This is a genomic window from Acaryochloris sp. CCMEE 5410 (assembly GCF_000238775.2).
In the GTDB taxonomy this organism is placed as follows: domain Bacteria; phylum Cyanobacteriota; class Cyanobacteriia; order Thermosynechococcales; family Thermosynechococcaceae; genus Acaryochloris.
In genome coordinates, this window is record NZ_AFEJ02000001.1 from 1,784,098 (window position 1) to 1,796,769 (window position 12,672).

The following is a 12,672-nucleotide window of genomic DNA, read 5'->3' on the forward strand; positions in this document are numbered from 1 at the left end:
CAAACCAGCTAGGTCGGAGGGAGCTTTGCAAACCACCGTCGAATCAACTCCACCTGGAAGCTATACCCTCCATCTATGGGTTGAATTAGGTCTTGCTGTCTCAAGTGATGAATTAGGCTATCGACTGATTTATCTAGATATTGGGTTAGGTCACTAGCAGCAACCCCATTTCCTTCCCCCTGAGCTGCCATATACCGCAGAACTGCTAACTCGTCGGCACTGACTTGATTCTGCTCAATATCGGCAAAGAAGAAACTGGCACTGGCCAAAGCTTGGGGAACCGCTGCTTCCACATCTGCACAGGTTGCCCGGCGGCGGATCGTGATGTTCTGCTCATTTTTAAGGGCAATAATTTCAGCACAAAGCAGTTGGATCAAGAAAGGATGGCAGTGGGTTAACGCTACCACCCGCTGCACTGCATCAGGCTCATATTGCAACTCAAATTCAGGGATAGGACTGGTGATCAACTGCAGTGCTTCTGGTTCCGTCAAATAACTAACCGGAACCACCTGCAGGTTAATCAAATAGCTGGCCCAACTTTTGAATACCTCCAAGGTATGGGTGCCTGAGAGCAACACTTTAAACCGGGGACGATGTTGAATCAGATGACGTAGCATCCCCAAAATAGCCGCTTCATCGAACCGTCCCTGCTCAAAGGCACCCACTAAAACTTCAAACTCATCTAGGGCTAGCAATGCCGTCCGATTGCCCAGCAGAACCGCTATCTGATCCAGCCATTCTTCAAACTGGGTAAATGGATCAACCGCTAAATCACTTCGTTCTAAAGGGGGAAATTTAACGCCGCGATATTGATTTGCAGCGGCTGACATGGCTTTGGCTAGGTTATATAAAAAGCCTGTGTGATCCTGAGCCCGCGATGCCGACCCTTGCAAATCTACAAATAAGGGAATTATCGTCTGGGGGAGCAAACGCCCCAAATTATTGAGCAGTGACGTTTTGCCCATGCGTCGCTGCCCATACAGCAACAAGGCCGGACTGCGATCATCTCGCACGAGCTGCTCAATCCGCTGGCTAATGTCTGTCCGCCCCACAAACAGCGCTTGTTGCCCGGTTAAAGGGATGCCGATAATGTAGGGCGAGTCAATTTCTTGGTTTTGGTCCGTCTCGGTTTGGAGGGTTTCTATCTGTTGGGCAATAATCTGATGCCAGGTCTGAAAAATAGTGCGGAACCTGGCAGTGCGATGGCCGTTGTTTGCTGGTCGCAGGACATAGGCCGCGTCCCCTCGTATCACCTGCCGCTGAGCATCCAATCGTTCCAAGACTGCACTCAGGGCCAACCGCTGATTGTAGGAACTCCTTTGCTGTAAGGCAGCATCCACATCCAAACTCATCTGCTTACAGATGCGGAATAGATAACTTTCCTCCGTCTCTTCACCCAGAATCTTCTTCTGAACCTGGCAGATATCTGCGATTGTTTGGCATTGCTCTAACTGGCGAATATCCATTTCCACTTGGGCATGTTGAGCCGCCCATCGTTGCGGTGTTCGATCAATAAAGTCGATGGCCGCTTGTCCCTCTTGTGGCCAACCCTCTAGAGCCAAGGCTAAATGCTGATCTAGCCCGATTAAGGGCAAATATTGAAACTCGTCCCAGAACACCGTATGCCATCGCAGATAGCTAGATTTAGCCTCCATTCTTTGGGTATCCAACCGATACAGACACTGATTCCACAAGACTTGTAAGGGATACAGCAAAACAGGTCGCCACTGGGCCATCGTTAAGCCCAAAGCGATACAAACCAAGCTTAACGGTAACGTTAATTGCAGAGACAACCCACCAATCAGACTGGCAAAAATGATATACACTCCACCACTGCCAATGGTGCCCACAACTGCGGCAATCCAAGGGCCAGCAATGGATTCCGTCATCACATAGGGTAGGGCAAATAAGGTGGTTAAGAGTAGGGCATTGCCACCACCAATCGCCATACCCCGAACCACAGCACTGTTAACGTTTAAGCCCAGTCCCACTGCTGCGCCTATAAAGGCTCCTAAACCAAGGCACATCGGGATTGCCATCCGCCATCGCTGTGTTCGCCATCCCAGGGCAATACCGTAAAAGCACCCCATTCCCAACCCTAAAAGGGCAAAAGAGAAGGGGTTGAGTGGAATTTCCCCCGGACGAAGAAGCTGCGTCGTTGCTTGGGCCACCGCCCATAGACCGCTGAGGCTAAGGACAATCCCCAACACTGCACCACCGAATTTTTGCGGTACGGGAATGCGATCGCTTCTCCGGGGCGACAAACTCACAGCTACACTAGCCGCCACATTCGAGGCATTAATCCCCACCAAGGACACCGGGTGAATAAAGCTCTGTAAAACCCCCACACTTGCTGCGGCTGAGCCAAATCCCCAACCGAGATCAGCAAGGGTGGTCGTTCCCAACATGGCCCCAAATAGCAGTCCCACCACAATTCCGCTGATAAAACTGCTGGCCAAACTAACGGCGAAGCCCACCACCATTCCCCCGGCTAAGCTGCCAGCGCCACTCGCAGCCATGCCCACTGCCATTCCAAAGGCGATATCAGCACCAGAAACACCGAATCCCCATAGTCCCAAACCAACAGCACCCCCAACCAGTAGAGGCAGAATCACATACCCTTGAACCAACAGCCGCTTGAGCACTAAAGGTTGGGGTAGTCTCCAGTCAATCTCGGCTAGACAGAAATCAGGGCGCAGATTGATGGGGCGCAGGTGATGTTTCCAGGCCGATGGATGGAAAAAGAACCAACAGAGTAGATGCAAACTGCCCAAAACTAAATTGGGATGGAGGGGCGGAGCATGGGTATAGCCCTGTAAGCGCGACACCGTTATGTCTGATCCAACAAATATCGATAGGGTTCAATCTGTTTCAACCCTTCGGCTTGCCATGCTGTCCCGGTTTCGTCATTTTCTAAGGCAAACAACCGTTCAGAACATAAAATTTGAGCCAGGAACGGCCAGCCCCCGCTCTGCTGGCAAATCCAAGCTTGATCCGCGTCCGTAAAGGGAATCGGTGAACTCGCCATTAGCTCTAAGGTATCTTGCTGCTGCCAAGGGGCTAATGTCGTGGAATAGCCAAAGATATTGAAAAAGGGCGAGCTGAAGCCACCGTTTTGGGCCAGTTCCATAGGAGTTTCTGGGGCAGAGATCACAAAGGCCAGATTACCTGCCGTTTGATTCGTGGCTAACGATCGGAGGCTTTCCCAAAAGGCATCGTCTAGCTCAGGACACCGCTGCAAACCCACCCCAATCTCGTCTAGCAGGATGACGGTGGGCTGATGGACGGCACCACTGACCCGATCCATAAAGCCATCTAAATCCAGGGCATCAGGAACCGGCAGTCTGAGGGCCGATAGTAAATGGCCCAGTAGTTTATCCTGACTGGACATGCGGGCATCTTGAAAATCGACAAAAATCCAGTTATAGAGTTCTGGACGTGGCAACCAATTCTGCTTTTGGTGGGGTCGCAGTTGATCTGCTGCAGTCGTGGTGATGGTCGCCAGGTAGCGGAGAAAAGAGGTTTTGCCCGACCGTCGTGGAGCCATAATCGCCATATTCTGCAATGGATGGTGTTTGAGCAAAGCGAAGCAGCGTTTGAGCTGTCTTTCTCGACCAAAGAAATGACGGGGATGATGAATGGGTGCCCCGGTGATAAACGGTGACGCTTCCAGAGCAACGGATGGAGCATCCAGTGCCGATGGGGACTCTGTGTAGGCAATCGCTTGCCAATCCAACCCCAATTGATCACAGATTTCGCGGAAGTTCTCGTAGTCAATGGGTTTCCCTCCCAGAAAATTCTTGACGGTTGAGAGGGATGGGCCAATATCGGCGGCGAAGGTCTTTTGACTGGGATACCCGTTCCGTTGCAAAGCCAGTTTCACTTTCGGCAAGTTGTCGATGGTGACGCGCAGGGATCGTGCCATTGTTTCGTGCAGAGGCTTTGCTCAAATTGTATCGTCCATCCATTGGCTCAAACTCAGCCCTAAGTCACCCCTAAGTCCCCTCTCGTCCAACCGTAATCTCAACCTGGGTCCGGTTTAGATAAAGAAGATAAGCATTTGGTGCCGCCCGATGAACACTGCCCATGATATCGCCAGAATTCAAGCTTGCGATCGCAACGTTGATCCTTGCTTAGGTCAAGTCCGTTGGTCTCCCCAAAAATCAGCTTGGATCAGCAGCATGTATTTAGCAGCGCTAATCGGTGGACCCTTGACCTTCTCAGGGGATGCATTTCTATTGTTTGCCGTCACCAGCGTGATCACCCTCTGTGCGGGGCATTCCGTGGGTATGCATCGTCGCTTAATTCATAACAGTTTTGACTGCCCCCAATGGCTAGAACAGGCCATGGTCTACTGCGGCACCTTGATGGGCTTCGCAGGACCATTTTCGATTATCCGTATGCATGAGTTGCGGGACTGGGCGCAACGACAACCCCACTGTCATGATTATTTTGCCAGCCGCCAGAACCTCTGCAAAGACTGGTTTTGGCTGTTGCATTGCGATCTATATCTGCGGTATCCACCAGCCATCCACTATGAAAGACGGGTTGCAACCAACGCCTTCTACAAATGGTTAGAAAAAACTCGATTTTTACAGCAGATGCCTTGGGGAATGGTGTTTTACGTGATTGGGGGCTGGCCTTGGGTAGTCTGGGGAATCTGCGTCCGCGTAAGTGTTTGTATCACGGGGCACTGGCTTGTGGGCTACTTTGCCCATCGGTGGGGCCATCGTGATTGGCATATTGATGGCGCAGGGGTCCAAGGCTATAACGTCCCAGGTTTGGGACTGCTCACCATGGGGGAATGTTGGCACAATAATCACCATGCTTTTCCCAATTCAGCCCGGTTGGGGCATGGTCCTCATCAAGCAGATCCAGGTTGGTGGCTGATTCGTTGTTTACAAATGTTGGGTTTGGCCTGGAATATTCAACGACCCCAGGATGTTGAAATCAATCCAAGGCTGAAAACCCTGGAACTCAGCAGAAATAAGTGACTACTTGCATAAACAGGTAGAGACAAAATGTTGAATTAAGGTGTAAGCCTGAACCGCAACTCCGTTTGTGTACTTGATTAGCCCCAAATACGTTTGCGAAGATCGTCAATCGCATCGTGCCAAACATCGTTTCGACCTCCGTCATCCCAAAGTTCCGGCAGTTCGGAACCGGGTCCAAGAATTCTCTCGATTGCCGAATCGGCTGCCGCCTTGAGATCATGAGGAACGGCTGTCAAATTCGCCTCTACCCATTTATCAAGCTCTTCACTATATACATCACGCAATCCCCATTTTCCTTGTAGACGGGCGAGCACTTCACAGGCTGCAAGACAATTACATGCTTCGTCGCTATCGAGATAGGCATCGGTATTAAGAACGGCTGTGATGGCAGACTTAACCATGGGTAATCCAGGATTATCAAGGAATGATCCAGCCCAATCACATGCACTATCATTTCCAAACGTATTTTCGGCCCATGCTCCCATAATGTCATCTTCTCCAAAATCAACTCAATACAGAGGCTGAGGGGTCGTATTCAGAGGCGCGAGCATTAACTCAAAAGCGTCGACCAATAGAGTATTTTGAGCATTCCTTCACATAATCTAGATGATTTAGTCAGCTAATTTACCCGTTTCATGAGTTATCATTCATTGCTGATTTCTCAGCTTCCCTATAAAACAATATAAACATCGGATCCTCAGGGGCGTAAGCACAGAATCGGGGATGTATGGCTCAAAGAAAAACGGGTCAAGGACAATAGATCCTGTACCCGAATCAAAAACTTGTCATGAGCCTAACATCGCAATTGCCAACCGTACTAGAGCATCACGAATTTCTAGAACAGGTCGAAGCACTCAAGAAGCACCCAGCCTGAGTCAGATGGTTTATATCGTTCTGCAAATGGGTTTGTTTTGGCTCGCTGGCTTCTGGAGGATGAACTCTCACGGCGAGCAAAACAGTATTGGAATGGCCGAGGTGTCCCACTTGCGGAACCCGCTTGCACTCGAAGGGATGGGAATCTCGTCAGATGCAGACACTGGTGGGAAATATTGCCTGAAAGCGACGGGTGGGTCGTTGTCCCCACAGGTGTCCAGGTAGTCTATCCGCTCCTTTGGATCAATCCATTGGGATTACCTCCTATCAGCACAGCAGTGAAGAATTGGTTCGTCTAGGCTGCTTGTTAAGTCTATTTATGCCCTATGAACTGGCCAGTTGGATGCTGAGTCAGTGGAGTGGTTTATCCGTCAGCTCATCAAGCTTGTGGAGTTGGGTGCAAGTCATGGGCAACAAAGCTTATCAGGAGCTAGAGACTCAACTCAAAGCTCAAGCCTCAGGTGACCAGACTCCTTGTGAAGCGATTTCAGAGGTGTTGTCTGCTCTACCTTTGGCCATTGCTGCTGACGGTGTGATGGTGCCCTTTCGCCCCACCCCGAAACCCCCAAGGGAAAATCCAGTGGCGAGAAGTCAAAGTTGCTATCTTAGCCCGCCTAGGAACACGGGGCACCCGAGCACAAAAGCGTGTCCCCCAACTACTACGTCGAAGACTGGTGGCAGTATTGGGCGATATCGACCAGTTCATCCCTTACTGCACCTCGAAGCCCGCAAACAAGACTTTGAATCGGCCCCAAGCGTCATCTGGTTGAGTGATGGGGGGCGAGGCTTCTGGCGAGTCTACCGCACCTTGTTCTCTCACTGTGCTGTGGCAGTTCTCGATTTCTTTCATGCAGCAGGCCATCTTGCACGAGCAACAAAAGCGATGTTTGGGGATGCTCGCTCTGCTCAAGCCCAAGCCTGGTTTCGGCGCTGGCGACACCAATTGCGACATGGGCAACACCTATTAGTATTGCGGTCCTTGACGATGTTGATTCACTCACAATTGTTTACGGGCAAATCTTTTACGACGTTGCTCCAGGTACAGGCTTATTTCCAGCGCCATCTGCGACACATCCAATATCGCCACTTTGAACAACTACAGATACCGCTGGGGTCAGGAATGGTCGAAAGTGCTTGTAAGTGGCTGATTCAACAGCGCTTTAAGGGGGTTGGTATGCGCTGGAGTGAGGATGGTTTCAATCATCTACTCATGCTGCGGCTTGCCTGGGTCAATCAACGGTTTGACTCCCTATTCCCAGGGGTAACCATTCCGAAGTCTAAGGCATCCCCGATCCATTAGCTACGCCCGATCCTCAGGATCAAAAAAATAACGAATTATTCTCTCTGCAGCCTCATCCTCGGTAGAGAAGCATTCACGAAAATCATAAGGTCCTGGACCAGGAACACATTCCCTAACTTCAATATTCCAACAACCACCTACATACCAAAAGAATATAGATGGGGAATTAGATTTGACCTCTTCTCCACTAGCATCAGTAAAAAATGACTCTGAAGACTCATGACCATTTCCAACAATCTCTGCAGACTTGGACACTACACAGCCTGAGGGATAGGCAACATGAGTTTCGGGAAACAAAGGTTTTTCACCTATGAATAAACTATGCCCACAGAGTTTCTCAATAGTTTTGTGCTGCAGCATGAAGATTTAATCCATGAGAAATAAATAGCGTTGATCGATAGACAATTACACCAGTGGTTTTTGCCAAGACAAAATCATGTAACGCAACAGCCCCAACCGACTCGTTCCTTCGAGAAGTAGGGTTTGTACAAGTTTAGGTAACAGACTCAATACCTGTAATTGGTGAACAAGATACGTCTTGCTGAAGTCTCTAGCAACTTCCCGCCCAACCTCCTAAACCTTGTTATGACTCTTCATTGCTAAAGTCGATGAATGCATCATTATCAACATAAAATTCGAAGGCTCGAAATAGCTCATCTTCATTTGCATTGGGCAATTGTTGTTTGGCGTTACACACAATTCCTTGAACATCAGAAAACTGAAGTACGTAGCGAAGATCGTTCACCACAGCGAATTTAGGCTCTTCATCAATGTCTTCACGATCCTGATTGCGGATAAGTACCGCACAAACACTAGAAAGCTGCCAATCACCATTTTTAGGTAGATATAAGGCAGCTTTCCAAGGAAATGCTTCAGAATTACAAAGTACATCTCGTAATTGGTGCAAACGTTCTTGCAAATCCAATATCTTCAGGTGCAATTGAACGACTAACGTACCATAGTTAATGATCAGCTCGTTAGGCCACTCATGAAGGCTATCTATTCAGTTGCGGTAGCCTCATCAATAACTGCTTGAGGATGCACAACCATAATATCTGGGATACCCAAGAAATCCCTAGAATTCAGCGTTAGGATACGGTTGATATTTGAAGCCATCATCACAGCAGCGATACGAGCATCATGAGTTCGTTTACCTTTGATTTGGTTGTCAGTGACCAACTTTAACCACTCAGGAAAAATCTGAGCTGTTTCCTTTGCCATTGGGAAGCGATCCAATAGTTGAATCATGACATTTTGTGTTTGCTCAATTGACCATCCCAATCCATTGACATCCACTGGTCGTGTCGCAACAACCCATAACTCGATCAAGACTTGGGCTGTGAGATAGCACTCATCTCCCTGTGCTAGCAAAGTCGCCACAGCTTCCGTTGCCAAGTTGTGCAGAGTATCAGATGGATTGCTAAACCTGAGAACAATATTGGTGTCCAGCAGATATTGAGCCACTACTCGTAAATACTGCCCCGATCAAACGCATCATCATCTAAAGTGACTGCTGTATTGGGGAGGTGTGTAACCCACTGACGGAAGTCTTGAGAACGTTCCGTCGGAGTTGCATGTTGCCAAAACGGTAAGGACTCAGCCATTGGCGGAGCCTGCGCTTTGACGGCATTGACACAATCAGAAATTGCCTGCAATTGGCTTTCACTAAGCTGATCAATGTCTTTTTTGAGGGTTTCTCGCAGCATAATCTGAATCTGAACGCTCCGACTGAACTTTAGGTTAGCTGATCTGTGCTGTCCTCTGCCAATAAGAAACGATGTCTTGCTTCAAGTGCCACTCTGGAAAACTACAGGTTACTCAACTATCCATCCTTAATGCAGGGTTAGGGAAGCAAAAAGGAAGTTTCTTGGAGCGAGAAACAAGCAGTCCTTTTCGATTACAACAGCGGCTTTTGCCATGACAAAATCATATAGCGCAGTAGGCCTAAACGACTGGTTCCTTCGAGCAGTAGCGTTTGTGCGATCGCAGGTAACAAATCCGGTGAAATCTCAATAGCCAGGGGCAGTCGCTGAAAAAATCCATAGGTAGGCAGCGTATTTTGAGTCACATCCCTAGACTGCATTGCCCCAAAGCCAACCTGCTCAGACAGCACCCGATATTTTTGGAGGGTGTAAGTAATATCAAACGCCCCATAGAAACTAGGAAAGACAGAATTTGACTGCCAGAAAAAAGCAGGCCATCCTTCCATTTCAAACGGCGCAAAATCAGAAATTGCCAACCACCCCCCCGGTTTAAGCACCCGCAACGCTTCCTGCAAAAATTGCTTGCGATCTTGAAAGTGAAAAATACATTCAACCGCTAACACCGCATCCACCGATTGATCCGCAAAGGGCAGCGAACAAGCATTCCCTTGGTGAAATTCAATGGTGTTTTCTGGCCGAGCAGTCACCATCTGTCGGGCATAGGCTAACTGACGTTCATCCAGATTCAGTCCCAACAAATTTACGTTCGTAAAACGCTCATTCAAGCTAGCTAAGGTTCCCCCTACGCCACACCCCACATCCAAAATAGTTTGATGGTCTTGAACCTGAGCCGCAGAATAAATTTCAACACTCATTTGCTCGGCTGCGGCCCCATAATCCTTGGCTGTATAGGTAGCTTGATCTGGATTGGCCCAATAGCCCCAATGCACATGGCGACCAAAAGCTTGTTCAAAAATAGCGTCGCCCTGATCGAGTTGTTTCAGAATCAGATCGAAATAGGGAAGCGTCAGTGCTGAATGTGCCATGGGTGCAATTCATTGTAGAGAGTAGGATTTCGGCGGATGATAAAAGCTGCCTTTGGTGATAGTTAAACCTCAATCACCAGATCGGGGATAAAACGCTCATTGGGTTCATCTGGGTAACCCCTGGGATTACAAATCACCCGTGTGCTGCCAATAGCGTAGTCATATTCTGAATGGACATGGCCATGAACCCATAATGCTGCATGGGAGTTGGCAACAAACGGATCCAGATGCGATGCGTAGGCCGCACTCAACATATCCTCTTGGTAGAGGTGGGGAATGGAACGTTTGCTGGGGGCATGGTGCGTCACAATCACCACCTTGCGCTGCATCGCCTTGAGCTGCTTCACCTCCTCAGACAACCAGCTCAAGGATTTTTGATGAATGATCGCCGTATCAACGGATCGCAGCTTGCGATAGTCTGGGCTCACACGGATTTTACGGTAGTCCGTCATGGTCTGAGTTGCCTCGTAGCCTGCAATTTGGGGCTCACCAAACAATTTAAAGTTCGTCCATAAAGTACACCCCAAAAATGTCACCTCATTAATGACTAAGCGATCATTTTCCAAAAGGTGGATATTTGTATCTGCGACCAACTGCTTGAGATCATGGATGTGCTTGGGAAAGGCCCTGCCGTAGTACTCATGATTACCCAACACATAAATAACAGGCTGATCTGGAAATCTCGTTTTTATCCACTCAATGCTTTTTTTACCCACATGAATGTCCCCCGCCAGAATGACTACATCTGCATCTGTGGGTAGAGGAGCGAAATCCTCAAACTCAATATGTAAATCACTCAGGATATGGGCTTTCATCCAATCACACGAACTCAGGCTCTAACCAGCACAAATCGGCAAACACGCTTGATCCATCATTTTTGCCCCGTCAAGCAGGAAATGGCTTCATCCAGGGTCATGATGAGTTCATAGGGGGTGCTTTCGATGCCATCGACTACATCTAGGATATTGAATTCACGCAAGTCATTATTTCGTAGCTGATAGGTCAGATATAGCCGATCAAAATAAGGAATTAAGAATGCGTTGAAGTCGTCAGTTATTTCACCCCAATCTCCGAAAGTATGCACTTTTCTAACTAGATCCCATTCATCATCCGTCAAGATGGCTAGATGGTTATGAGCCAATGTGTTGTGGATCTCTGTGAGATTAAGTCCATTCAATAGCTGTTCATATTTCAAGTAATCGATTTTACCCTTAAGCCATTCTGAAGTCGCTTGTAGTCGATTCACAAAACTGGGCAGATAAGCTGAATTATCGAAAGGAGTCAGATTTTGCCCACCAATAAAAATCGAGACTTTACGCATCGGCTTTGAAGAGGGATGAAATCCAAGTTGGAAGCCAAAGCGATTCAAGTCACCAACAACCAGATTGTTATTCACCATGAGCTAAAGTTGGCCTGTCCATCCGACTATAGGACGAACGAATAAATCTGGCCTTAATTTCATTCACTCTTTGCCTCAGAGCAATGTTTGATAATGACATGATTGAAATTGGTATAGGTAAGGCATGATACCTGTATTCTTTTAATCTAGGTATCTGTGGGCCTAGTCTTCCCCAGAAACGACCAGAGACTATATGTCGCAAACCTTAGTTCTTAAAATTGGCACTTCCAGCTTAACCAACCCAGACACTGGGCATTTGGCCTTAGCCACCATTGCCTCCCTTGTAGAAGTCCTTAGCCAACTGCGACAAGTAGGCAACCAAGTCATTCTCGTGTCGTCTGGGGCCGTCGGGATTGGTTGTGCCCGCTTAGGTTTAGCGGAACGTCCTAAAGCCATTGCCCTCAAGCAGGCCGTGGCAGCAGTGGGTCAAGGGCGATTGATGCGCATCTACGATGATTTTTTTACTAGTTTGCAACAGCCCATTGCCCAGGTACTGCTGACCCGCGGCGACTTAGCCGATCGCAGTCGGTATATCAACGCCTCCAATACCTTGCAAGAGCTGCTCAAATTAGGTGTGATACCAATTGTGAATGAAAACGATACGGTCGCCGTAGATGAGCTGCTCCGGTTTGGCGATAACGATACCCTATCGGCCCTCGTGGCAGGATTAGTTCAGGCAGACTGGCTCTTTATTCTCACGGATGTAGATCGCCTCTATTCGGCGGATCCACGTACCCAGCCTGATGCCCAGCCCATTGTCACTGTCGAGCGGATGGAAGAATTGGCTGCACTAAACGTCAATGCAGGGGCCCAAGGGTCTCAGTGGGGAACAGGTGGAATGGCTACCAAAATTTCTGCAGCTGCGATCGCAACAAATGCAGGTGTTCGGACCGTGATTACCCAAGGCAAAACCCCTGAGAACATTCCTCGGATTCTGGCGGGAGAATCCCTCGGCACCCAATTTCAACCCCATCCTCGCCCCCACAATGCCCGCAAACATTGGATCGCTCATGCCTTAGTACCAACGGGCAAACTCATTTTGGACGATGGCGCAGCAAAAGCCATTACAACGCTGGGAAAATCTTTGCTGGCAGCGGGTATTACGGCCGTTGAAGGCGAGTTTCAAAGCCAAGAAGCCGTTTGCTTCTATGATTCTGCGGGCGTAGAAATTGCCCGAGGCTTGGTCAACTATAGTAGTGATGAGCTGCAGCGCATACAGGGGCGTCAATCGGAGGATATTCCCCAGGTGCTTGGATATGCCGGAGCAGAAACTGTCGTGCATCGCGATAATCTGGTTATTACAGGATAAATCCCCATATTTATGACCTTATACATCAAAATATCTTCAATATTCGCC

General features: G+C 48.6%; 12 protein-coding genes and 1 pseudogene. 3 read left to right on the plus strand and 10 right to left on the minus strand.

Annotated features, from left to right (window positions below):
- Positions 1 to 8 precede the first annotated feature (8 nt).
- A complete protein-coding gene (locus ON05_RS07875) occupies positions 9 to 2,828 on the minus strand; it encodes an AAA family ATPase (RefSeq protein WP_010469337.1) in 2,820 nt (939 codons plus the stop codon).
- A gap of 2 nt (positions 2,829 to 2,830) precedes the next feature.
- Positions 2,831 to 3,925, minus strand: coding sequence for an ATP-binding protein (locus ON05_RS07880; RefSeq protein ID WP_010469338.1), 1,095 nt, complete (start codon positions 3,923 to 3,925; stop codon positions 2,831 to 2,833).
- Positions 3,926 to 4,073: 148 nt separating this feature from the next.
- Between ON05_RS07880 and ON05_RS07885 the strand changes: the two genes are divergently transcribed.
- On the plus strand, positions 4,074 to 4,994 hold the full coding sequence (locus tag ON05_RS07885; RefSeq protein ID WP_010469339.1) for an acyl-CoA desaturase: 921 nt from the start codon (positions 4,074 to 4,076) through the stop codon (positions 4,992 to 4,994).
- Positions 4,995 to 5,071: 77 nt separating this feature from the next.
- Here the strand turns inward: ON05_RS07885 and ON05_RS07890 are convergent, their stop codons facing one another.
- Entirely contained in the window at positions 5,072 to 5,479 is a 408-nt protein-coding gene (locus tag ON05_RS07890; protein WP_010469341.1) for a DUF4259 domain-containing protein, read from the minus strand.
- A gap of 238 nt (positions 5,480 to 5,717) precedes the next feature.
- Between ON05_RS07890 and ON05_RS07895 the strand changes: the two are divergent.
- Positions 5,718 to 7,167: pseudogene (locus ON05_RS07895) on the plus strand (ISKra4 family transposase).
- Here ON05_RS07895 and ON05_RS07900 read toward each other — a convergent pair.
- The 7 genes from ON05_RS07900 to ON05_RS07930 all read right to left on the minus strand — a co-directional run bounded on the left by ON05_RS07900 (position 7,168) and on the right by ON05_RS07930 (position 11,315).
- On the minus strand, positions 7,168 to 7,527 hold the full coding sequence (locus ON05_RS07900) for a hypothetical protein (RefSeq protein ID WP_262561396.1): 360 nt from the start codon (positions 7,525 to 7,527) through the stop codon (positions 7,168 to 7,170).
- Positions 7,528 to 7,750: 223 nt separating this feature from the next.
- Positions 7,751 to 8,086: a hypothetical protein gene (locus ON05_RS07905; protein WP_262561397.1), complete on the minus strand. Its 336-nt coding sequence runs from the start codon at positions 8,084 to 8,086 to the stop codon at positions 7,751 to 7,753.
- Between the two features lie 80 nt (positions 8,087 to 8,166).
- Positions 8,167 to 8,631, minus strand: a complete 465-nt coding sequence (locus tag ON05_RS07910) for a PIN domain-containing protein (RefSeq protein WP_010471661.1) — start codon at positions 8,629 to 8,631, stop codon at positions 8,167 to 8,169.
- Positions 8,631 to 8,873, minus strand: a complete 243-nt coding sequence (locus ON05_RS07915) for a hypothetical protein (RefSeq protein WP_010471659.1) — start codon at positions 8,871 to 8,873, stop codon at positions 8,631 to 8,633. Before ON05_RS07915 ends, ON05_RS07910 begins: the two co-directional genes overlap by 1 nt.
- A 191-nt stretch (positions 8,874 to 9,064) precedes the next feature.
- The gene (locus ON05_RS07920) at positions 9,065 to 9,916 is read right to left on the minus strand and encodes a class I SAM-dependent methyltransferase (protein WP_010471658.1); all 852 of its coding nucleotides are present in this window, start codon (positions 9,914 to 9,916) and stop codon (positions 9,065 to 9,067) included.
- Positions 9,917 to 9,978: 62 nt separating this feature from the next.
- Positions 9,979 to 10,731 (minus strand): metallophosphoesterase, encoded by a 753-nt coding sequence (locus ON05_RS07925; RefSeq protein WP_010471657.1) that lies wholly within the window; start codon positions 10,729 to 10,731, stop codon positions 9,979 to 9,981.
- 56 nt (positions 10,732 to 10,787) lie between these two features.
- Entirely contained in the window at positions 10,788 to 11,315 is a 528-nt protein-coding gene (locus ON05_RS07930; protein WP_010471656.1) for a hypothetical protein, read from the minus strand.
- Positions 11,316 to 11,508: 193 nt separating this feature from the next.
- On the opposite strand from ON05_RS07930, the gene proB reads away from it, so the two are divergent.
- A complete protein-coding gene (gene proB / locus ON05_RS07935) occupies positions 11,509 to 12,624 on the plus strand; it encodes a glutamate 5-kinase (protein WP_010471655.1) in 1,116 nt (371 codons plus the stop codon).
- Positions 12,625 to 12,672 lie beyond the last annotated feature (48 nt).